This is a genomic window from Alphaproteobacteria bacterium LSUCC0396 (assembly GCA_041228345.1).
In the GTDB taxonomy this organism is placed as follows: domain Bacteria; phylum Pseudomonadota; class Alphaproteobacteria; order Puniceispirillales; family Puniceispirillaceae; genus UBA3439.
In genome coordinates this window covers 1,999,170-2,020,808 of sequence record CP166131.1, presented here as the reverse complement: position 1 = coordinate 2,020,808, position 21,639 = coordinate 1,999,170, and the positions used below count along the sequence as shown (strand labels likewise).

At 51.9% G+C, this 21,639-nt stretch carries 19 protein-coding genes; 14 read left to right on the top strand and 5 right to left on the bottom strand.

The features are described 5' to 3' along the window. Nucleotides 1-2 precede the first annotated feature (2 nt). The 4 genes from AB8881_09660 to AB8881_09645 are packed head-to-tail and all read right to left on the bottom strand — an operon-like array spanning nucleotide 3 to nucleotide 4,907. Complete coding sequence (locus tag AB8881_09660) at nucleotides 3-1,676, bottom strand: NTP transferase domain-containing protein (protein ID XDZ62805.1); 1,674 nt, start codon at nucleotides 1,674-1,676, stop codon at nucleotides 3-5. Next, entirely contained in the window at nucleotides 1,673-2,665 is a 993-nt protein-coding gene (locus AB8881_09655; protein XDZ62804.1) for an XdhC family protein, read from the bottom strand. Before AB8881_09655 ends, AB8881_09660 begins: the two co-directional genes overlap by 4 nt. Then, nucleotides 2,665-3,963, bottom strand: coding sequence for a VWA domain-containing protein (locus AB8881_09650; protein XDZ62803.1), 1,299 nt, complete (start codon nucleotides 3,961-3,963; stop codon nucleotides 2,665-2,667). Before AB8881_09650 ends, AB8881_09655 begins: the two co-directional genes overlap by 1 nt. Then, entirely contained in the window at nucleotides 3,960-4,907 is a 948-nt protein-coding gene (locus tag AB8881_09645) for an AAA family ATPase (GenBank protein ID XDZ62802.1), read from the bottom strand. Before AB8881_09645 ends, AB8881_09650 begins: the two co-directional genes overlap by 4 nt. 163 nt (nucleotides 4,908-5,070) lie before the next feature. Here AB8881_09645 and AB8881_09640 point away from each other — a divergent pair, with 163 nt between their 5' ends. From AB8881_09640 to AB8881_09625, 4 genes are all read left to right on the top strand, one after another. Further along, entirely contained in the window at nucleotides 5,071-5,538 is a 468-nt protein-coding gene (locus AB8881_09640; protein ID XDZ62801.1) for a (2Fe-2S)-binding protein, read from the top strand. 1 nt (nucleotide 5,539) lies between these two features. Continuing rightward, nucleotides 5,540-7,924 carry a xanthine dehydrogenase family protein molybdopterin-binding subunit gene (locus tag AB8881_09635; protein XDZ62800.1) on the top strand — a complete coding sequence of 795 codons (2,385 nt, stop codon included), beginning with the start codon at nucleotides 5,540-5,542 and terminating at the stop codon, nucleotides 7,922-7,924. 10 nt (nucleotides 7,925-7,934) lie between these two features. Continuing rightward, nucleotides 7,935-8,729: a xanthine dehydrogenase family protein subunit M gene (locus tag AB8881_09630; GenBank protein XDZ62799.1), complete on the top strand. Its 795-nt coding sequence runs from the start codon at nucleotides 7,935-7,937 to the stop codon at nucleotides 8,727-8,729. Nucleotides 8,730-8,986: 257 nt separating this feature from the next. Then, nucleotides 8,987-10,147: an acyl-CoA dehydrogenase family protein gene (locus tag AB8881_09625; protein ID XDZ62798.1), complete on the top strand. Its 1,161-nt coding sequence runs from the start codon at nucleotides 8,987-8,989 to the stop codon at nucleotides 10,145-10,147. 23 nt (nucleotides 10,148-10,170) lie between these two features. Here AB8881_09625 and AB8881_09620 read toward each other — a convergent pair whose 3' ends face one another. Further along, the gene (locus AB8881_09620) at nucleotides 10,171-10,947 is read right to left on the bottom strand and encodes a sulfite exporter TauE/SafE family protein (GenBank protein XDZ62797.1); all 777 of its coding nucleotides are present in this window, start codon (nucleotides 10,945-10,947) and stop codon (nucleotides 10,171-10,173) included. A gap of 252 nt (nucleotides 10,948-11,199) precedes the next feature. Between AB8881_09620 and AB8881_09615 the strand changes: the two genes are divergently transcribed. From AB8881_09615 to AB8881_09570, 10 genes are all read left to right on the top strand, one after another. Further along, nucleotides 11,200-12,060, top strand: a complete 861-nt coding sequence (locus tag AB8881_09615; protein ID XDZ62796.1) for an urea carboxylase-associated family protein — start codon at nucleotides 11,200-11,202, stop codon at nucleotides 12,058-12,060. A 301-nt stretch (nucleotides 12,061-12,361) separates the two neighbouring features. Beyond that, nucleotides 12,362-13,138 (top strand): bacteriorhodopsin-like, encoded by a 777-nt coding sequence (locus AB8881_09610; GenBank protein XDZ62795.1) that lies wholly within the window; start codon nucleotides 12,362-12,364, stop codon nucleotides 13,136-13,138. Nucleotides 13,139-13,214: 76 nt separating this feature from the next. Next, nucleotides 13,215-14,237: a polyprenyl synthetase family protein gene (locus AB8881_09605; GenBank protein ID XDZ62794.1), complete on the top strand. Its 1,023-nt coding sequence runs from the start codon at nucleotides 13,215-13,217 to the stop codon at nucleotides 14,235-14,237. A 51-nt stretch (nucleotides 14,238-14,288) separates the two neighbouring features. Next, nucleotides 14,289-15,815 carry a phytoene desaturase family protein gene (gene crtI, locus AB8881_09600; protein XDZ62793.1) on the top strand — a complete coding sequence of 509 codons (1,527 nt, stop codon included), beginning with the start codon at nucleotides 14,289-14,291 and terminating at the stop codon, nucleotides 15,813-15,815. Nucleotides 15,816-15,848: 33 nt separating this feature from the next. Further along, complete coding sequence (locus tag AB8881_09595) at nucleotides 15,849-16,781, top strand: phytoene/squalene synthase family protein (protein XDZ62792.1); 933 nt, start codon at nucleotides 15,849-15,851, stop codon at nucleotides 16,779-16,781. Then, the gene (locus AB8881_09590; protein ID XDZ62791.1) at nucleotides 16,771-17,856 is read left to right on the top strand and encodes a lycopene cyclase family protein; all 1,086 of its coding nucleotides are present in this window, start codon (nucleotides 16,771-16,773) and stop codon (nucleotides 17,854-17,856) included. The genes AB8881_09595 and AB8881_09590 overlap by 11 nt, the downstream gene beginning before the upstream one ends. After that, nucleotides 17,853-18,701 (top strand): Brp/Blh family beta-carotene 15,15'-dioxygenase, encoded by an 849-nt coding sequence (locus AB8881_09585; protein XDZ62790.1) that lies wholly within the window; start codon nucleotides 17,853-17,855, stop codon nucleotides 18,699-18,701. Before AB8881_09590 ends, AB8881_09585 begins: the two co-directional genes overlap by 4 nt. Further along, nucleotides 18,698-19,768 carry a type 2 isopentenyl-diphosphate Delta-isomerase gene (gene fni / locus AB8881_09580; GenBank protein ID XDZ62789.1) on the top strand — a complete coding sequence of 357 codons (1,071 nt, stop codon included), beginning with the start codon at nucleotides 18,698-18,700 and terminating at the stop codon, nucleotides 19,766-19,768. The genes AB8881_09585 and fni overlap by 4 nt, the downstream gene beginning before the upstream one ends. A 44-nt stretch (nucleotides 19,769-19,812) precedes the next feature. Then, nucleotides 19,813-20,715: a DUF1932 domain-containing protein gene (locus AB8881_09575; protein XDZ62788.1), complete on the top strand. Its 903-nt coding sequence runs from the start codon at nucleotides 19,813-19,815 to the stop codon at nucleotides 20,713-20,715. A 116-nt stretch (nucleotides 20,716-20,831) separates the two neighbouring features. Beyond that, nucleotides 20,832-21,536 (top strand): hypothetical protein, encoded by a 705-nt coding sequence (locus tag AB8881_09570; GenBank protein XDZ62787.1) that lies wholly within the window; start codon nucleotides 20,832-20,834, stop codon nucleotides 21,534-21,536. Nucleotides 21,537-21,639 lie beyond the last annotated feature (103 nt).

Genomic DNA, 21,639 nt, shown 5'->3' with positions numbered 1-21,639 from the left:
TGCTACTGCCTGCCCGTCTCGACATTACGCGTCATCGCGGCAAGCGCCTCGGCCGTATCAACGTCTTGAAAAATAGCCGAATCATCACATTCCACCAGATTTTGCGCGGCCACGTGATCATCAAGCAGTTGGCGGCCCCCGCTATCGCCGGTTAGCGCCGATAATTCAGGGAAAAATGCCCGTCCCCACAACACCGGATTACCGCGTCTGCCCGCATTGGTTGGCAAGGTGATGCAGCGCTGATGATCATCGCGTTCCAAATGGTTTTGCACCAGTGTTTCGAGCACCGCTGGCGATACCAGCGGCATATCCCCAAGCCCGATCAAAACATCGGTTACATCGCCATCAAGCGCACCAACCCCGACCCCGACCGAGGCCGCCTGACCGCTGGCATGATCAGGGTTAAACACAAGGGCCACCGGCAAGCCATCAAGCGCGGCCGCAACCTTATCTGCCTCATGGCCGATCACAATAATTAACGGCGATAATGCAGCCGCAATCATCGCTTCGGCGGCGTGGCGAACAAGCGGCTTTCCAGCAATTGGCGCGAGCAGCTTATTGATTGATCCCATGCGCCGCGACTGACCTGCAGCAAGCAGAATACCAGCGATTTTATCTTGGCTTGGCGGGATCGTCGCAAGCGCGCGCGGCATAGGCCGTGAGGCAATTTCCATCAACAACCCGCCAGCCGCCATTTCAGCAAGCTCATTGCGACTAAGCGGTATATCCGCCAGCACCAATTGCAGAACCCAGTCCAACCCGTTCAGTTTCGGCGAGCGCGCACAACCCGGCATACCAATCACATGATGATGTCCCTGTTCGCCCGCAGCATGATCAAATCTGGCGGGCTTATCAACTTTGGCAACCATCAACAAATTACCCGGATCGACCGCAAGGCCAAATTGATCAATCTCGCCGCCAGCAAGAATAACTGCTTGCGGCACCTCATCCTGCCGGTCAATGATTGCCGATCCACCGCAGATCAGAATTATCTCAACGCCCGCTGCAACCATGGCACTGATTTCGGCTGCAACGACCGCGCGGTCATGTCCGCAAATACTGCTCTCAACAAGAGGGCAGCCAAGCTGGGTCAGGCGCGCTCTGGTCACATTTTCTGTGGCCGTGAACAGCCGGTCTTTTTGCCCCGGAAGCCGCGTTTGGATCAGCCCAACACTCGCCTCGCGCAAGCCATGAAAGGCAAAGGCTGTTCGCTCAACAAGCAGATTTTCAATCGCCACAATAGAGGCTTTTGCGACAAAAAAGGGGATTATCTTCAAGGTTGCCGCCATCTGACCCGCTTCAAGCAGCTGATTATGCTGGACCAGCGCAAAGGTGATTGCCTCATCAACCTCGTTCAGCTGACGGATAAGGTCACGGTCATACCGGATAATGCCGCGTTGCCGCGTGCGAATATTAACCCGTCCTGTCGCAGCATGGGTAAAATCAACACTGCTCGGCGACAAGGCTTTTGCCAGCCGTTCTGCCGCAACATCCTCATGCACATCATCCGGATCAGGTTTTGCGCAAACAAGCGACGAAATGCCGTCGGCCCGCAGCCGTTCAAGCATCGCCCTATCCATCAATGTTCCCTTTGATAGAGTGCCATAGGAGCTGGTGTGGCGATGCGCTAATATAAGCCCTTCACAATCATCAAGCGGGAACCTTGCCAGCTTCATTGTGCCAGCTTTCCACGAAAGGCCGCAATCAGCTCCGCCAGCACCGAAACCGCAATTTCGGCTGGTGTCTTGGCACCAATATCCAATCCGGCTGGCCCTTTAATTCGTCCGATATCAGCATCGCTAAAGCCGGCATCGCCAAGACGTTGCAGCCGTGCTGCATGGGTGCGCTTACTGCCGAGGCAGGCAATGTGAAATAATGGTTTGCCAAGCACCATATGCAACGCCGCATCGTCAATTTTGGGGTCATGCGTCAACGCGATGAGTGCAGTTTCCTGATCAAGCGCAATCTCACCTAGAACGCGGTCCGGCCAATCAAACACAAGATCAATGCCCGGAAACCTGTCATCTGTGGCAAATGTGCGCCGTGGATCAATTACCGTCACCGCAAAACCGGCCTGCGATGCCATCGAGGCCAAATGCTGGCTGATATGAACCGCGCCGATGATGATGATATGCGGCCGCGGTGTTTGTACAAACCAAAATTCATCATCAATCAATTCGCTTTTTTGCGGTAATGATTTGGCCTTGTGCGCGCCGCCACCGGTAACCGAAAGACAAAACCCAACCGGCACACGTCGCGCCAGAGATTTTGCTGCATCGTCAAGTAACGCTGGAGAGAATCCAGTTTCAGAAACCGCCATGACAAGAATGGAAATCTGCCCACCGCATGACAGACCGACCTCCCATGCGGTCGCATCGGCAACGCCAAAATCCAGCCGCTGGCTACCGCCGGCCTCAATCATCTCAAGCGCGGCGTCAATTACCGCCCCTTCAACACAACCGCCCGACACCGAACCTGCGATCCGTGCGTCATCACGTACCAGCATCAGACTACCAACCTGACGCGGTGATGATCCCCATGTCTGGATGACAAACGCCAAAGCCAGCTTATGGCCCGCACCCTGCCAGCTTGCCGCCTGTTGTAGCAATGCGTCGTCAGCAAGCATCAAACGACTATCAAGATGTTCACTCCGCTGATCACTCATCAAGCCAAAGACCCTTTTTCCTGCGCATAAGACGGTACCGCACGATCGGTAAATCCGGCACGACGCGCCGCATCTTGCCATTCGGTCAATCGGGCGTCACGCTGATTTTGTATTTTTGCAAGACTGGTCGTCAAATCACGCATTGCCTGCAATGAATGTATCGGCAAAAAATGGTCGACATGCTGGATCATCATCCTGACCGACTGCGCCTTTGGTGCAAATCCATCAAAGCGCAATAGCGGGTTCAGCCAGACCAGCGCCGATGTCGATTTATGCAGGCGTGCCATATGCGCGCCGAATGCGGGGTCTGCCGTGCGATCAAGCCCGTCTGTGATCAGCAGCGTTATTGCCCCCTGCCCCATGATACGGCGTGACCAATCCTGATTAAACTGCTCCAGGCACCCGCTGATACGGGTGCCACCCGACCAATCTTCGACAAGATGCGATACCGCTTGCACCGCCTCGTCAACGTCACGATTTTGCATTTGCCGGCTGATATTGGTCAAACGCGTTCCAAACAAAAAACTAGACACGGCAGGATGGTTGCGGGTCAGCGTATGAATAAAATGCAGCATGATGCGGCTATATTGTTCCATCGAGCCGGAAATGTCGCACAAGACGACCAGCGGCCGCGGCTTGGTTACGATTGTTTGAAATTGCGGAAATACGATGCCTAATTGTTTAACGCTGCGTTGTAAGGCAAAACGCATCGCTATTTTCTGGCCGCGCGGTGATAATTTTGACCGCCGCGCCGGGCGCCGGGGTAAACAAGGCCAAAGGCTGGCAATCGCCTGTTCGGCAAGCTGAATTTCCTCAGCAGACATCATTTCAAAATCTCTATGTTTAAGCCGGTCGCTATCGGTGGCGGTGCCCGTGGTATCCACCTCAATTTTGACATCATCATTGGCGCTTGGCTGATCCTTGGGCGGGGCGGCTAGCGCGTCGGACAAGCGACGCAGCATCGCCGCGCCATCATCATGCTCATCGCCGGGTGATTTGATCTTTGGCAACAAGAGATCACGGATGCGTTCGTGAAATTTTGGGTTTTGCCAGAACATATAAAAGGCCTGATCAAAAAGCAGCTTATCCTCGCGCCGTTTGATCAGACTGCTTGCCAGAGCGTGATACATAAAATTCTTATTCGCAACACCAACTGTTTTTGCCGCATCGACCGCGTTCAGCATATCCGCCGATCCCAGCTTCATCCCAATGGCCCGAAGCAGCCGCACAAACAGCATGATATTTTGATCAAGTTTTGGCGTTACCTTTTTCGGCGGAGGTTTCAGCGACCCTGTCATGCCCGTGACAGCTCGCCCTGAACCATTGCGCCCTGCACTTCAGACAAGATGCGCGCCGCTTCGGTTCCTTGAATACGGCTGATATCATCCTGATATTTCAACAAGACGCCCATCGTCGAATCAACGGTTTGCGGATCGAGCGCGACACAGTTTAATTCCACCAGCGCCTGCGCCCAGTCAATGGTTTCGGCGACACCCGGTGATTTAAACAATTGCTGGCCCCGAAGCGCTTGCACAAATTCCACCACCTGTGCCTGCAGGGCGGGGCCTGCATCCGGTGCTTTTTCAGCGAGAATTTGCAATTCAACCTCACGGCTTGGGTAATCAACCCAATAATAAAAACACCGCCGTTTTAACGCATCGTGAATCTCGCGTGTGCGGTTTGATGTGATGATCACAATTGGCGGCGTTGCAGCGGTGATTGTTCCCAGTTCCGGGATTGTGATTTGCCAATCGGAAAGCAGTTCAAGCAAATAGGCTTCAAAGGCTTCATCGGCGCGATCAATTTCATCAATCAGCAATATAGGCGCGCCAGCCGGGTGCGACCGTAACGCGCGCAATAAAGGGCGTTCAACTAAAAAGGTCTCGCGAAACAGATTATCAGCCCCGGTATCACTAGTATCTGGCGGGTTAGATGATTGCGCGTCATCGGCGCATCTTTGCGCCTGAATTTCAATTAACTGCCGCGCATAATTCCATTCATAGGCAGCCTGATTAATATCAAGCCCTTCATAGCATTGAAGTCGGATCAGATCGCGCCCAAGAACGCTAGCAAGCACTTTGGCAATCTCGGTTTTTCCAACACCAGCCTCGCCCTCAAGAAAAAGTGCGCGCTGCTTTGCAAGGGCCAGAAACAGGCTAACAGCCAAGCCGTCATTGGCAATATAGCCCGCAGAAACAAGCCCTTGCTGAACGGCCTCGACTGTGTCAAACGCCCGCACCATCTCCACTAATCCCTCTGCCCAAATTCGATGTCACTTTTTCTATGTTTACAAATACGGCGAATCCATACAAGCTTTTCCTCTTGTGAGTGATTTCTGCTAGGCGATTCCGGCTAAGTGATCTCAGTCACAAAAGAAATGAAATTATCAGCCAAAGGAGAGATCAATGCCAACCGTAGCAATGAAGGTGAACGGGGCGAGTGTAAGTCATGATATCCCGGATAATACGTTGCTGGTTTCATTTTTGCGCGAGACCATGGGGCTGACCGGAACACATGTTGGGTGCGATACCAGCCAGTGCGGCGCCTGTATTGTCCATGTGAATGGCGACTCCATCAAATCATGCAGCATTTTAGCAGCGCAGCTTGACGGCGCCGATGTCACGACGATTGAGGGTATCGCCAATGGTGATGAGCTGCATCCGATGCAGCAGGCGTTTCATGAGAATCATGGTCTGCAATGCGGGTTTTGCACACCGGGGATGGTGATGAGCGCGATTGAGCTTGTAGAGAAAAGCAAGAACCTGTCTGAGCGTGAAATCCGCGAAGGATTAGAGGGAAATATCTGCCGCTGCACCGGCTATCACAACATCGTTAAATCAGTACAGGATGCCGCAACAAAAATGGGAGGATAAAATGCCAGAAGGTACCGTAAATCAGGGGATTGGCGCATCAGTTCGGCGCAAGGAAGATAAACGCTTTCTGACCGGCAAGGGGCGCTACACTGACGATATTAATCGCGCGGGCCAACTTTTTGCTTATTTTGTCCGCTCGCCTGTTGCCCATGCGACAATCAAATCAATTAAAACAGACAAGGCTGCCGCGGTTGCCGGGGTGGCCGCCATTTATACTGGGGCTGATGTTGCCAATGACGGCATTGGCGGGCTGATCAATGGATGGGCCGTTACCAACCGTGATGGCAGTGCGATGCATGAACCACCGCATCCAATTCTTGCCAAGGACAAAGTCCGCTATGTCGGCGATCATGTCGCAATGGTTGTTGCTGACTCGCTGGAAAAGGCAATGTCTGCTGGCGAGCTTGTTGACGTCGTTTACGATCAATTGCCACCCGTCATTGACCTTGCTAGCGCCGCCGATAATGCGACAATCCATGATGGCATGGACAATAACACCTATTTCGATTGGGAATTGGGGGATGAAGCCGCCACCCAAGCCGCGCTGTCATCAGCTGCGCGCGTTATCACCACAACCTTGCGCAACAACCGGCTGGTACCGAATGCGATGGAACCAAGGGCCGCGGTGGCTGAATATGATGAAATTGCCGATTCTTATGTGCTGCATTCAACAACGCAGAACCCGCATTTGTTGCGGCTGGTGATTTGTGCCTTTGTGCTGGGTATCCCCGAGTCAAAGATGCAAATCATTGCGCCGGATGTTGGCGGTGGTTTCGGGTCAAAAATTTATCTTTACGCTGAAGAAGCTTGCTGTACGTGGGCGTCAAAGAAATTGCGCAAACCAGTGAAATGGACTGCCGACCGCACTCAGGCATTTTTGTCGGATGCGCATGGACGCGACCATATTAACAAAGTGCAGATGGCGCTTGATAAGAATAACCGGATTATCGGGCTTCGGGTCGACACATTGGCGAATTTAGGGGGCTATCTCTCGGCTTTTTCCGTGGCCACGCCAACCTATCTTCATGGCACATTATTGTCGGGCTGTTACGATATTCCGGCGATTTACACCAATGTCAAAGGCATGGCAACGACAACGGCGCCGGTTGATGCGTATCGCGGTGCCGGGCGCCCAGAGGCAACCTTTATCGTTGAACGCACGATGGATATTGCGGCGCGTGAAATTGGCATGGACCCGGCTGAATTCCGGCGTTTGAACTTCATTCCAAACGACGCATTCCCATATCAGACAGCCGTTGCACTGCAATATGATATTGGTGATTATGAGCCAACCTTGGACAAGGCCTTGGAGATGATCGACTATAAGGGCTTTGAGTCACGTCGCGCCGAGGCAATGAAGCGTGGTAAATATCGGGGCATTGGTCTTTCAAGCTATATCGAGGCGTGCGGCATCGCACCATCGGCGGTTGTCGGCGCACTTGGTGGGCGTGTCGGACTTTACGAAAGCGCGGTTGTACGGGTTGATCCAACGGGCACAATCTCGGTTTTCACCGGCACGCATAGCCATGGTCAGGGGCATGACACCACCTTTGCGCAAATCGTGAATGAACGGCTTGGTGTGCCGCTTGACAGCGTTGAGATTGTGCATGGCGATACCAACCGTATTCAGTTTGGCATGGGCACATATGGGTCTAGATCGCTGGCTGTTGGTGGCACCGCAATTTCCAAAGCAATCGACAAGGTGATTGCCAAGGGCAAAATTATCGCCGCACATATGCTTGAAGCCGATGACGCAGACATCGAGTTCAAAGACGGTAAATTTATCGTTGCCGGCACCGATAGGGAGAAATCCTTTGGCGAGATTGCGTTATCTGCCTATGTGCCTCACAATTTCCCGCATGATCGGCTGGAACCGGGGCTGGAAGAAACCGCCTTTTATGATCCGGCCAACTTCACCTATCCGGCTGGTACACATATAGCCGAGGTTGAAGTTGATGCCACAACCGGCGTTGTTGAGGTGGTCGATTGGGCGTGTTGTGATGATTTCGGCAATCTAATCAACCCGATGGTGGTTCTAGGCCAAGTTCATGGCGGCATCGGACAGGGTGTCGGACAGGCATTGCTCGAAAATGCGCATTATGACGAATCTGGTCAATTGCTGACGGCATCCTATATGGATTATTGCATGCCGCGTGCGGATAATCTGCCATCCATGAAGGTTGACCATTTGGTGACAGCCTGCACGCATAATGATTTGGGCGTAAAGGGATGCGGCGAAGCGGGGGCAATCGCCTCACCACCTGCATTGATCAATGCGGTGGTTAATGCTTTATTGCCGCTTGGTGTCACTGATATAACGATGCCGGCGACGCCGGAAAAAGTTTGGCGGGCCATTCAAGACGCCCAGACCAAAGCAGCCGAATAGGGGAACGAAAATGTATTCAACAAAATATGTCAAAGCGCGTGATATTGATGATGCGGTGAAAGCCCTGAAATCAGCCGATGATGGCAAGTTTCTGGCTGGTGGCATGACCTTGATACCCACCTTAAAGCAGCGGCTGGCCAATCCTGATTGTCTGGTGGATCTGTCTGCTTGCGGCCTGTCCTCGATCGATGATGAGGGAGGTGCGATCCAGATTGGGGCGATGACGCGCCATGTTGATGTTGCGGAATCTGCGGTGGTGCAAAAGGCCATTCCAGCGCTTGCGCATCTGGCCGCACATATCGGCGACCGGCAGGTACGCAATCGCGGCACAATCGGTGGCTCGCTCGCCAATAATGATCCGGCGGCTTGTTATCCGGCGGCGCTATTGGCGCTTGGCGGTACGATTCATACGCAAACCCGGTCAATTTCAGCTGAAGATTATTTTGACGGTATGTTTGACACTGCATTGGAAGAGGATGAGATCATTCGCGCCGTCACGATGCCAAAACCTGAAAAAGCCGCCTATGTTAAATTTCCAAACCCTGCATCGCGTTATGCAATGGTTGGTGTGTTTGTCGCAAAATTTGCCGATGGTGTGCGTGTTGCCGTTACCGGTGCGGGTGAAGATGGCGTGTTCCGGGCGGGTGATTTAGAGGCGGCGCTTGATGCAAATTTCAGTGCTGATGCAATTGCTGATGGGATGGTCTCGGCCGATGGGCTGATGAGTGATATTCATGCCTCGGCGGATTATCGGGCGCATCTTATTGGCGAGATGACCCGCCGCGCCGTGAACGCCTGCGCCTAATCAGCGGCTAAAACGATATTAAGGGGCCGGTAAATGGCCCCTTTTTGCTGCGCGTAATGGATGCTCGCCGATCCCCCTCATGCGCTATTGCCAGCATATTATTGGGGTATTATCGGCGTGCCAGAATGTCAGATTTTTTCACATTGACCAATTGATCATTTCGCGTTTTTGGCTAGTCTTTAGGTCAGGCGTTGTGCAGCTGCCAACATTCCAAATATTTAACCCGAATCAAATTCCCGCCTCAGGAAAGCCGTCTTATGTTTCATTATCCTCACGATCATGTCGAAATCCGCGATGCTGTTGCTAAATTATGTACCGATTTTGACGGTAAATACTGGCAAACCTGCGATACGGATCGTGCCTATCCGGCCGATTTTGTGCAGGCATTGACCGATGCGGGGTATCTGTCTGCACTCATCCCTGAAGAATTTGGCGGTCTTAGCTTGCCCATTTCAGCTGGCGCAGCAATTTTAGAGGAAATTCACCGCTCTGGCGGTAATGCGGCGGCCTGCCATGCCCAGATGTATACGATGGGCACCGTTCTGCGTCATGGCTCAGACGCGCAAAAACAACAATATTTGCCGTCGATCGCCGATGGTAGTCTGCGGCTGCAGGCGTTTGGCGTAACCGAACCAACCAGTGGCACAGATACGACGGCGCTGCGGACCACGGCACGTCGTGACGGTGATGAATATGTTGTAAATGGCCAAAAGGTCTGGACCTCGCGGGCCGAATATTCGGATTTGATGCTATTACTGGCGCGCACAACGCCGCTTGATCAATGCGCCAAAAAAACCGATGGTCTATCGGTATTCCTCGTCGATATGCGCGAAGTGCGCGGCAAATCACTGACGATCACCCCCATCCGCACAATGATGAATCACTCGTCAACCCAGCTATTTTTCGACGATATGCGAATTCCGGCAAGCAGTCTGGTCGGCGAGGAAGGCAAGGGCTTTCGCTATATCTTGTCGGGGATGAATGCCGAGCGTATTCTGATTGCCGCCGAATGTATCGGTGACGCGAAATGGTTTATCCAGCGGGCGTCATCATATTCGAGTGAGCGCAGCGTCTTTGGCCGGCCAATTGGTCAAAATCAGGGGATCCAATTTCCGATCGCCCGCGCCTACAGCCAGATGCGCGCCGCCGAGTTAATGTTGCAGGAATCAATCCGGCTTTATGAGGCTGGTGAAAACCCGGGCGAAGAGGCGAATCTTGCAAAGCTGCTATGCGCCGACGCATCCTGGGCCGCTGCCGAAATGTGCGTTCAGACCTACGGTGGGTTTGGCTTCGCAGAGGAATATGATGTTGAGCGAAAATTTCGCGAGGCCCGGCTTTATCAGGTTGCACCTATTTCAACCAACCTGATCTTGAGCTATATCGCCGAGCATGTGCTCAATTTGCCAAGATCATACTAATTCATTAATAAATACAGGGTAATTCATAAGGCTAGAAAGCCATTAATACCGGCCCAGATTAAGCGCAAAGCAGCCAAAAACAAGATAGTGTTCAGAATAGGTTTAAAATAATGCCCACCGGCGCGAACGAGAAAATTACGGCCAACTACTGTGCCAATGAACCCACTAATCAACATCCCTATGATAAGCGGCACATACGGCATGAACTGAAAGCCAACAATGCCAAAAATTAGCACTTTTATAAAATGCTGAAACGTCATCATCAATGAATGTGTTGCCACATGAGGTACAGGTTCAAGGTTCATGCTTTTAACCATAGCGGCGATAAAATTCCCTGTAGCACCAAAAAACATAGTCAAAAAACTGGAAATAATTCCACCAATAAGAATAAAACTCTGGCGTATTGGGGGGATTTTTGCAAAGACCACCCAAATAATAAAGATGCCAAGCGCCAATTGAACCACCCAAGGTGGCAATTGAACTACCACCAAGCCTCCAATACTGGCGCCGATAATAGCACCAAATACAAAGGGGAGAATTGGTCGCCAAACTATGTCCCTCGCCATAATCGCAACCCGCCCACCATTCGAGCCAAGTTGAACGACACCATGAACTGGGATTAGCGCCGCCGGAGGAAGCAACAGTGCTAAAAGAGCAATTAGAATGACCCCTCCCCCAATTCCGAACGCTGCTGTTATAAATGATGTGGCAAAGCTGGCCAAAATAAGCAAACCAGCATCAAGCAAAGGTATCGCAGGCGGTAACAACATCATCAGATCGTTAATAAACTTATTCTCCAACTTATTCTCCAGTGCGTTGATCAATGATCATTTGAAAATGGCGCTGATAGCCAAGACGATTGCCACCTTTGATTGGAGCACTTGAAACCGTTAGGACTGCAACGATTGAAGACCCTAATCAAAACAATCCAATCTGACAATTGCTTCAAATTGCTGCACATACTATTTTGATGAAAGAGACCGTCGGCAAAATCATAAAGCCAGCCTGCGGTCAGTTATGGTCATCGCATATTAGATGAGGTAGTGCAGGCAATGAAACCAACTATCACACCACAAGGTCCGACAGACGCCGAAACACGGCGCCAAATCCGTCCCGTTATCTGCTATCCAACCGATGGTCTGCCGCATCCTGATATGACCTTACTGGCCGCCGCGCGCGCGGCGCTTGTGAAAACCGCCGAAGTGGTTGTGCCACCCCGCGACGCCCGTTGTTTTGACGTGCCAAAAGGACATTTTTTCCGCATATCCAGTATCGACGGCCCACAGGTTGGTGATTTAAATCTTTGGTCGTTAGATGATTTGCTTGAACATTTCTATTCGGGAAAAACACGAGCCTTGCATGGAACACATCTATCGACTGGCGATCGCATGTGGTCGAGCTTTCCCTACCTTCGCCCCCTTGCCACAATCAGTTATGACACATTGGATTGGTATGGCTGGGATGATGATGGCGGGTCAGTGCATGATGTAATTGGTACAAGATGCGATCCCTACACGGCCAAATTGCTTGGCAATATCGACTATCATCACTGCTGTCACTCAAACCTGATCCGCGCATTGGCGGCACATTGCCAGCTTGATTATGAAACCGCAGAACCGCTTGTTCATGACGTGCTGAATGTTTTTATGTGCACCGGTTTTACCAAGGACACGCATCAATATTTCATGAAGGCTAGTCCGGTTCGTCCGGGTGACTATATTGAGTTTTTTGCCGAGACTGACATCATTGGCGGCCTGTCTGCCTGTCCGGGTGGTGATTGCTCGTCTGAACACTCATCCGATCATGCGGCCTGTTTCCCGCTTCTTGTCGAGATTTTCAAGTCAACAGACAGCAGTCTCGAACAATTCCCCTATATCGATAAATCTGGCTATAACCGTTCACATCGGGATTAACATTATCTAACCGGCAGAATCACGCCCAACAATCCGACGAAAGCAAAAAACGAGACGCTTATTCCAAAAAACAAAAATTAACTGCAAATCACCTGCTATTTTTGCGAAAATCGCAAAATAAATTTGACACTGCTTAATTATCTGATAAGAATACATAAATCTCATTCTGGTGCTGAACGCCAGTTTTTCAACTTGATTTCACCTTCGAAAAATCTCGTAATCAACCCGTCAAAGCGTCAATTTGCCACAGGCATATCGGCGGCTTGGAGGGGGCGAGTATTATGTTAACGGAGGTAATCCTATGAGTTCGATTACAACTAAGGGCGTGAAAGCGGCCCTGATGACGGCAGCATTCGCGTTGTTGCCAGCTGCGGCTAATGCGGCTGACATAACTTTGAAGGCTGACGATTATGTGGGCATTTCTTTCTGGCTCATCTCGATGGCACTGGTCGCATCAACGGCTTTCTTCTTCATCGAAACAACTCGCGTGCAAGGTAAGTGGAAAACATCACTAACGGTGTCAGGCCTCGTTACTCTTGTCGCAGCGGTGCATTATTTTTACATGCGTGACGTGTGGATTTCGACCGGCGAAACACCAACAGTCTATCGTTACATCGATTGGCTGATCACAGTGCCATTGCTGATGGTAGAGTTCTATCTGATCCTGCGCGCCATTACGGCCGTGTCAGGTGGAATTTTCTGGCGTCTGATGATCGGTACATTTGTCATGCTTGTCGGCGGTTACGCTGGCGAGATTGGCTATATTGGTGCCTGGCCAGGTTTCATCATCGGGATGCTCGGTTGGGCATACATCCTGTATGAGATCTTTGCTGGCGAAGCCAGCCGTGTTGCAGCTGAAAAGGCGCCACCGTCTGTACAATCAGCATTTTCAACTATGCGTTGGATTGTCACGATTGGTTGGGCGATTTACCCAATCGGCTATTTCATGGGTTACCTCAACGGCGCGGTCAGCGACGAGTCACTGAACGTGATCTACAACATCGCCGACGTTTGGAACAAGATCGCATTTGGTGTGATCATCTGGAACGTTGCGGTCACTGAGTCAGAATCTAAATAAACCTCAATGAGAGCAGTCGGCAATCTGGCTGCTCTCGTTTTCCTTAAGGCTTGCCAAAACCCGACGGAGGCAGTCGATGAATGAATTATGGGCATTGCGAAACACTGCTTTCCAAAAGACGATCAACGTCGAAACACCGCGTCCATCCGATAAGGATATTATCCATAATCTAATTCTTAGCCGGCTACCAACACATGACCAGCCTTTGGCAAAAGCCGCGGCTCATCACTTTAATAATCCGGGCAAAATGCTACGCGCCACAATGGCCATGCGCGGCGCCCATGTGTTGAATGTCAACCGCGCCGCAGCGACACGCTGGGCGGCTGCAGTTGAAGTTTTGCACAACGCATCTTTGATTCACGATGATATCTGCGATGGCGACAAGCAGCGCCGCGGTCATCAGGCTATCTGGACAAAATTTGGCAGAAATGTTGCGCTGACGTTGGGTGACTGGCTCATTGCGCTGTCATTCGAGCTTGCTGCCGAAGCGGCCGAAATTGCGAATACACCGCGCTTGCTTCGCGTCCTTGCAAAACATATGTCGCAAACGACCGCAGGCGAGGCCATGGAATTTGAATGGGACGGCAACCTTAACTGGGATGCCTACCTTACCATCGCTGCAGACAAAACCGCGCCTTTATTAACCGCGCCTTTGCAGGGCATTGCGATTATGGTTGGCGACTATCAAGCCGAGCAAACCATCGCCAGCTATTTCCGTGACCTTGGTGAGGCGTATCAGATCGCGAATGACATCTCGAATTTCAATGGCAGTGATGGTGCCAAACTAATCGCGGGTGACCTTGCCCGCCGCGCACCAAACGCCGTTACCTTATCCTTTTTTGATGGTTTGAAATCAGCTGAACAAGCAAAGTTCAACGACTGGTACAAAAGCGGTGACACTGCTGAGCTTACATATTGGCGTGGGCAAATCCTGACCTCGAAGGCGATAACCACCGCATCTGGGCGGATGTTCGCGACGTTGGATCGTGCGGCTAGTCGGGCGCGTGATTTATCAGCCGAAATTTCTGAGGTTATCACGCCGGTTCACGGCTTGATTATGCGGGTTTGTGAAACCGCCAGCAAAAATGGCGCGGTCTGATTTCGATTTGATGAGAAAACTGCCCCGCCTTCCTCAAAACTGGAATAACCAATGTCGCTGACCGCCGGCGGTAAGGTCGTTGTTATTGGTGCGGGCTTTGGCGGCATTGCGGCGGCTTTGCGCATGCGTGCACGCGGCTATGATGTCACGCTGCTCGATCGGCTGCCAGCAATTGGGGGCCGTGCGCAAGTCTTTGAACGTGGCGGGTATCGTCATGATGCCGGCCCAACGGTGATCACCGCCCCATTTCTGTTTGACGAGCTGTTTAGCCTATTTGGTGAAAAGCGCGAAGACCATGTCGAGTTTCGCGCACTCGATCCTTGGTACCGTTTTTATTTTCATACTGGCGAGCAATTTGATTATCGCCCATCCATCGAAGATACGAACGATGAAATTCGGCGGTTTTCACCGAATGACGTCGCCGGTTACGCTAAATTGCTGCGCGCATCACAGGCGATCTTCGAAGTTGGCTTTGAAAAACTGGCCGATAAGCCGTTTTCCAAATTCACTTCAATGTTAGCGCAAATCCCGAGCCTGTTAAAATTGCAAAGCTATTTTTCGGTGGCTGGCATTGTTAATAAATACATAAAGCATCCACTGTTACGACAAGCCTTTTCAATCCATCCGTTACTGGTGGGCGGGAATCCGTTTAGCACAACATCCATCTATGCGCTGATCCATTATCTTGAAAGACGATGGGGCGTATTTTTCGCCATGGGCGGCACGGGACGGCTTGTTGCCGCGCTAGATGCATTGTTACGCCGGGTTGGCGTAGAGGTTGTTCTGAATATTGATATTGCCCGCATTGACATAAAAGATGGCAAGGCGATTGGCGCAACCACCTCTGATGGCACCCATTTTTCTGCCGACCTTGTCATCTGCAACGGCGATCCGCCAACTGTTTATAGCCAAATGCTGCCCCAACAGCACGCCAGCCGGAAACGCCTGTTTCCCGAGTCTCTTACACAATATTCGATGGGGCTGTTTGTGCTGTTTTTTGGCACGCGTAAGACCTATGACAAGATTGCCCATCATACGATCTGGATGGGACCGCGTTACAAAGAATTACTAGCCGATATTTTTGACCGGAAAATCCTTGCTGATGATTTTTCACTTTACCTGCATCGCCCGACTGCAACGGATAAGAGCTTTGCACCAGAGGGATGCGACAGTTTTTATGTCTTATGCCCGGTTCCGAATTTGCGGGCTGATATTGACTGGGCAAAAACCGGCCCTGATTTGCAGGAACGTATCATTACCGCGCTTTCTGAAACCATTTTGCCCGAATTGGAGACGGTGATCACTGATCCGTTTTTCATGACACCAGAAGATTTCAAAAATGATTATCGGTCGATGCATGGGGCTGGCTTTTCGATTGCGCCAATTTTCATGCAATCCGCCTGGTTTCGTTTCCACAATCGTGACCCGCATATTCCAAATCTTTATTTTGCTGCGGCAGGTGCCCACCCGGGCGCTGGTATTCCCGGTGTTTTATGCTCGGCCAAAGTCGTTGAACGCCTTATTGCAGAAGATGAGGAAAAACAGGGCATCGCCACCACCCCCATTGCCGCGCTATGATTGTGACCTAATCATTTCAGAAATTGGTAGACCATGGTGACCACAGCCCATAGCGAGACACTGACAGCCGACAAGGCGCTTGCGATCTATGGCAAGAGTTTTCATTGGGCGCGGCGTTTCCTTGGCGTGCAGATGGGCGCATCGGCAGCACAACTCTATCAGTTTTGCCGTGTGCTTGATGATATGGCTGATGGTGATATCGAACATGGCCCCCAGCGCCTTCGCCGCATCCGCAGAGATTTGCTAGCAGGAAATTCTTTCGGACCTGCCAGCGACCCTGCCCTCATTCAATTCAAACCTTTCCTGACCAGACAGAAACTATCGACCATTGTGGTTGTTGCGTTGATCGATGGGCTGCTGGGCGATCAGAAACGCGTTCGCCTCAAAACTGAAGCCGAGCTGTTGTCATATGCTTATCATGTTGCTGGAACTGTTGGAATTTTAATGTGTAATGTCCTCGATTGCTCAGATGACAGGGCGCTGGCACATGCGATTGATCTTGGCATTGCTATGCAGCTTACCAATATTGCACGCGACGTTCTTGAGGATGCTGGCATGGGGCGGCGTTACTTACCTGCAAGCTGGGTTGGCAACCTTGAACCTGCCCGGATCGTGGCGCTGGCTAAAACGCCAGATGATGATGCCGCCAAATCCATAGCAAACGCCGTCGGCCAGCTGCTTGATCTGGCCGATAGCTATTACAAAAGCGGCATTGCCGGACTGTCCTATCTGCCATTTAGAGCGCATGTGTCGATTGCCGTCGCCGCCTATGTCTATCGCCAGATTGGTGTCCAGCTTGTGCAGAAAAATTATCCTTGGCATGACGGTCGTCAGGTGACCAGCAAAGCTGTCAAAATTGCCTGTAGCCTTCGCGCATTCGCCGCATTGCCGCAGCGCTTTTACCCAACCGCACCGCATAATCCAGCATTGCATGACGCGATCAGGGGGCTGCCACATGTCAAATAAAACACCAGACCGGATTTCTGTTGCCTTGCTTGGTGCGGGGTGCGCCTCTTTATCCCTTGCGGCAAGGGCACCTGAATTCGGCAGCCATGAATTCACGATTGTCGATCCGGAAACGCATAAGACAGATGATCATATCTGGGGGTTTTGGGCGATGCCGTGGCTAGGCGAGGCCAGTGCCGTAGCGCGCAAACAATGGTTTCAATGGCGCATTATCAGTCACGACCGCATGGTTGAGCGTAGGTCCGAAAATCACCCATATTGCGCACTTAATCGCCATGACTGGCTTGGCAGATGCCGCGAAAAGGCGAATGAAGCTGGCGTTCATTTCCAAGTTGAGATGGCCGCTAACGACGCATTACAAATTCTTGACAGCCGCCCGCCGCCGATGCCAAGCGGCATAATGCTGCAGCATTTTACCGGCTATGAAGTCAAGACAGATAACGACGTATTTGACAGCAACACGGCGATCTTGATGGATTTCCGCTGCGATCAAAGCCGCGGTATGCATTTTATTTATTGCCTGCCTTTTTCTGCCCACAATGCGCTGATCGAGTCCACATTATTCTCGCCACAATTGGCACCAGAACCTTTTTACGACACGGCTATCCGGCACTATTTACAAGACATAATCAATGTTGATCGCTTCCAGATTATACGCCGTGAACGAGGCGTTATTCCGATGGCAAGCCTGCCACAACGCGACCCTGCCTTAACCGGGATTGGCGGAAATGGCGGTGCGATACGGCCATCTAGCGGTTATGCGTTCAGCTTTATCCAGAAACAGATTGACCAAATAAAAGCCAGCGCTAGGCCGGGCATGCCGTTATCGGTTGGCGCGGCGCATAGCCCGTTTGAGCTGTTCATGGACCGTATTTTTCTGCGTGTCATCAAAGACCGACCAGCGCTTGCTCCAGAGATTTTTACCGCGATGGCAGATCGTTTAACGGGGGATGAATTTGCCCTGTTCCTTAGCGGTGAAGCAGGGCCGCGCCTGTGGCTGAAAATTGTTCTGGCAATGCCAAAATGGCCATTTCTGTTTGCAGCCTTGCAAAATGACCGGGCGGCAACATCATGATGGCAGGTCTTGTGCTACTTGACACAACCAGCCTCATTGCGCTGTTGTTTGTCGTTTTAATCGGCCTTCCACATGGGGCCTTTGATGGCGCAATTGCCAATCACCTTGGTGCTGGACGATCGCTCGCGGCGGGGATTAAATTCATCGCCATTTATTGTGCCGCGGCGCTGTTGGTTATCGCGATCTGGATGATCGCCCCCAGCCTGACACTGAGCCTATTCCTGATCGTCTCGATGATACATTTCGGCCGCGGCGATGCCATGGCAAAATCGCAACCGGCTTTCATAATTCAGGTTTTGCTGCATGGTGGATTGCCCATATTTGGGATCATCTATTTCCAGCAAGACAGCGTAATCCCGCTGTTTAACGCACTCACCGATGGCGCCTCTAGCCTCGCGCTTTCGCTTGCAAAAATCACCGCACCGGTGATGGCAGTGATGGCCGCCCTCTATGCTCTATTGGCATTGCGTGACCCATCACTTCGCCCCCGATTTGCCGAGCTCATTCTGCTCGCAATCGCTTTTGCCAGCTTGCCTCCACTTGTTGGTTTTGCCGTCTATTTTTGCGTTATTCATACGGGCAGGCATATGCGACGGATTTGGTATATGCTATCGTCTTCGACGTCATCAAAAGGGGTGATTTTACAAGCAGCAGGCTTTACAGTCGCTAGCTGGCTTGTTGGCGCGGCGGTGTTTTTCGGGATTGATAGCGGTAATCCGGAGGCCGAATTATTAAAAATCATCTTCATCGGCCTTGCCGCACTGACCGTACCGCATATGATTCTAGTCGACGGGTTTTCCCCACGATTGGCAGCCACCGAAGTTAAAGGTAACACGCCAAGATGACCAGTAACGATAATCACCAGATCTCAGGCGGCAACATCACCGCAGCATCACGAAAAGATGCGCATATTGACCTTGCGCTTGACACGCAAACCCGTTCGGACGGCAGCAATGGTTTTGACCGGATGGGTTTTGAACATTGTGCGATGCCTGAAATGGCACTGCCTGACATTGACCTTTCGACCGCGTTTTTGGGCAAGCGGCTTGATGCACCGATGATGATTGGCGCAATGACCGGCGGCACACCGCGTGCCGAGGCCATTAACCTCGCCCTTGCCCATGTTGCGCAAGATCAGAAAATCGCCTTTGCCATTGGCTCGCAGCGTGCCGCCCTAGAACTGGGGCAAAGTGCCGGTTACCTTCGCGATATTGCGCCCGACATACCGATCATTGGCAACCTTGGCGGCATTCAGCTGGCAGCGGCAGGTGGGCTGGATCTTGCCAAAGCCGCCATCGACGATGTTGGGGCCGACGCAATCGCCATTCACCTAAACCCGCTGCAAGAGGCCATTCAACCCGAAGGTGAGCATGATTGGCGCGGTGTCCGTGATGCCATTGCCGCATTGGTAGCGGCCGATATTGCGCCGGTTATTGTCAAGGAAGTTGGCGCCGGTATTTCTGCCAGCATTGCAAGCGACCTGTTTGAACGCGGTGTTACGGCGATTGATGTTGCCGGATTTGGCGGCACGAATTGGGCGCGAATTGAGGCGGCGCGCCGTGATGATGATATCGCGCCATTTGCGCCTTTCCTGAATTGGGGTATCGCGACGCTTGATTGCCTGATGGCCGTTACCAAGGCCTGTCCAGATCAGCTGGTGATTGCCTCTGGCGGCCTTCGCGATGGTCTTGACGCCATGCGGGCTTACCGGCTAGGTGCTGGGATGACGTCGCTTGCCGGTCCCATGCTAAAACAGCTGCTTTACAATGAAAAAGAGCCGTCACCAGAGGCGCTTGGCAAATTTATTGAACAGATAAAACGGCAAATGGCGCTAACCCTGTTTCTAACCGGCGCCGCAGATTTAGCAGGTTTCCGCAAAAAGCCAGCATGGCTTGACGGTCAGCCGCTCTAGATCAGCGACGCACTCATCATAATCGCTAATGTAAAGGCACATCAATGACCCCGGATAAAACCCTTACCACAGTTGCTATTTTAATGCCCGGCGATATGGGACACGGATGCGCCAGCCAGTTCCGCCAACATGGATTGCGAATGGTGACCTGTCTTGCTGGTCGAAGCCAGCGCACGAAATCACTTGCCGAGACAGCCGGACTTGAAAATTTGCCATCGCTTGGCGACCTGGTTCAAAGTGCCGATCTTATCTTGTCTATTCTGCCGCCCGAACATGCATTATCACAAGCGCAAGCTGTTGCCACGGCGATGAAATCTGCCGGTGCCTATCCCGATTATGTCGATTGTAATGCCATTTCACCAACCACCACAAAACAGGTTGCCGCCGCCTTTGATGGCCTGCCAGCACGGTTCATTGATGGCGGCATTATAGGGCTGAATCCGGTAAAAGAGAACGGCCGAACCCGTCTTTATGTCAGTGGGCAAGGCACATCACTGGTGCGACAGCTTGATGGGCGCGGCATCATTGTGCGCGATCTTGGCGAGGAAATTGGCCGCGCATCAGCGATGAAAATGATTTATGCAAGCAGTACCAAAGGCGCTTTTACCCTATTTGCCGCAGTGGCGGTAATGGCCGAGTTGGCCGGCCTGCGCGACGAGATATTCAACGAGTTTGCGCAAAGCCAGCCAGCGACCATGGCAACAATCGAGCGCATGACGCCGCGTATCCCGCTGGATGCTAAGCGCTGGATTTATGAAATGGAGGAAATCGCCCGCACCTATGATTATTACGGTATGACACCGCATTTCCATCAGGGCGCGGCTGCAATCATGCGACTTGCCGACCTGACACCATTGGCAGCGGGCACCCGCGAGACGGCGCAGGATGATCATGCGCTGGCAGATGTGTTGCAGATGTATGTTGACGCCTTAAGGGCAAAATCGTAACCGCAAAACCGGTCACATGGTCAAAATCGGCCTTGACCGGTTGGCGATTTTTTTATCACCTAAGTCCGGGGGTAGCCCCTCTAATCCCCCCTTTCAGGAATACAGGAAAAACGCAAATGACCGGCGCAATTTGGGCTTTGACCTATGATATTTTAGCCAACGACCGTGATCAGTATCTGGATTGGTTCCACCGCGTTCATATCCCGGAAAAGCTGGCACGGACAGGGTATCGTTGGGCAGCCCATTATCAAGGCGCCGCCACCAAACCCGACATGGATAGCTATATTGCATTGTTCGGCGGCGAGACAACGCGTGTGTTTCTGGATCCCAGTCCAGCACAGCTAAAGACCAAACAGGATGATCTAACCCGTAAAATGATGGCGTTCCGGCATAATCCCTATGCGGCGATTTTGACGCATGAATGGAGCGTTGGCACGCCGCCAGCAACCGGCGATCATATGAATTTCATCGACCCTGTGACATCGGACTGGCTGGATTTTCTTGGTATTGATGCCGGCGGTGCTGGCGGGATGGATGAGGCGGTTGGCGCATGGGCGGTGCAACAGCTGGTGCCGCGCCTTCACAATAATCAGGCCGACGAAGGCCAAATCGCAGCGATCACGCATAAGCTGACAAGCGTTACCGGCGGCCCGTTACATATCGTGATGCATTTGCGAGACGGCACAAAAACACCAGACGATAATCTATTTAATCCAGACGGGTCTATAATGGTCGATAGGCCAGAAACTGCGGCGTTGAGACACCGGTCCGGCACTCTTATCTGGCCGAGCTTAATAGCACAGCCGTTGCCAAGAATTTGAGCCAAGATTACCACAGGGTGGCCTCTATTAAGTCAAAAGTATTCTGGCAAACCAGAGGTCGGCTAAGCCAATGTTAACAAGAACAGTTTCTTTATATAAAATC

Coding starts and splice junctions, on each gene's coding strand:
- AB8881_09660 (XDZ62805.1), bottom strand. CDS start 1,676: ATGAAGCTGGCAAGGTTCCCGCTTGATGATTGTGAAGGGCTTATATTA.
- AB8881_09655 (XDZ62804.1), bottom strand. CDS start 2,665: ATGAGTGATCAGCGGAGTGAACATCTTGATAGTCGTTTGATGCTTGCT.
- AB8881_09650 (XDZ62803.1), bottom strand. CDS start 3,963: ATGACAGGGTCGCTGAAACCTCCGCCGAAAAAGGTAACGCCAAAACTT.
- AB8881_09645 (XDZ62802.1), bottom strand. CDS start 4,907: ATGGTGCGGGCGTTTGACACAGTCGAGGCCGTTCAGCAAGGGCTTGTT.
- AB8881_09640 (XDZ62801.1), top strand. CDS start 5,071: ATGCCAACCGTAGCAATGAAGGTGAACGGGGCGAGTGTAAGTCATGAT.
- AB8881_09635 (XDZ62800.1), top strand. CDS start 5,540: ATGCCAGAAGGTACCGTAAATCAGGGGATTGGCGCATCAGTTCGGCGC.
- AB8881_09630 (XDZ62799.1), top strand. CDS start 7,935: ATGTATTCAACAAAATATGTCAAAGCGCGTGATATTGATGATGCGGTG.
- AB8881_09625 (XDZ62798.1), top strand. CDS start 8,987: ATGTTTCATTATCCTCACGATCATGTCGAAATCCGCGATGCTGTTGCT.
- AB8881_09615 (XDZ62796.1), top strand. CDS start 11,200: ATGAAACCAACTATCACACCACAAGGTCCGACAGACGCCGAAACACGG.
- AB8881_09610 (XDZ62795.1), top strand. CDS start 12,362: ATGAGTTCGATTACAACTAAGGGCGTGAAAGCGGCCCTGATGACGGCA.
- AB8881_09605 (XDZ62794.1), top strand. CDS start 13,215: ATGAATGAATTATGGGCATTGCGAAACACTGCTTTCCAAAAGACGATC.
- crtI (XDZ62793.1), top strand. CDS start 14,289: ATGTCGCTGACCGCCGGCGGTAAGGTCGTTGTTATTGGTGCGGGCTTT.
- AB8881_09595 (XDZ62792.1), top strand. CDS start 15,849: ATGGTGACCACAGCCCATAGCGAGACACTGACAGCCGACAAGGCGCTT.
- AB8881_09590 (XDZ62791.1), top strand. CDS start 16,771: ATGTCAAATAAAACACCAGACCGGATTTCTGTTGCCTTGCTTGGTGCG.
- AB8881_09585 (XDZ62790.1), top strand. CDS start 17,853: ATGATGGCAGGTCTTGTGCTACTTGACACAACCAGCCTCATTGCGCTG.
- fni (XDZ62789.1), top strand. CDS start 18,698: ATGACCAGTAACGATAATCACCAGATCTCAGGCGGCAACATCACCGCA.
- AB8881_09575 (XDZ62788.1), top strand. CDS start 19,813: ATGACCCCGGATAAAACCCTTACCACAGTTGCTATTTTAATGCCCGGC.
- AB8881_09570 (XDZ62787.1), top strand. CDS start 20,832: ATGACCGGCGCAATTTGGGCTTTGACCTATGATATTTTAGCCAACGAC.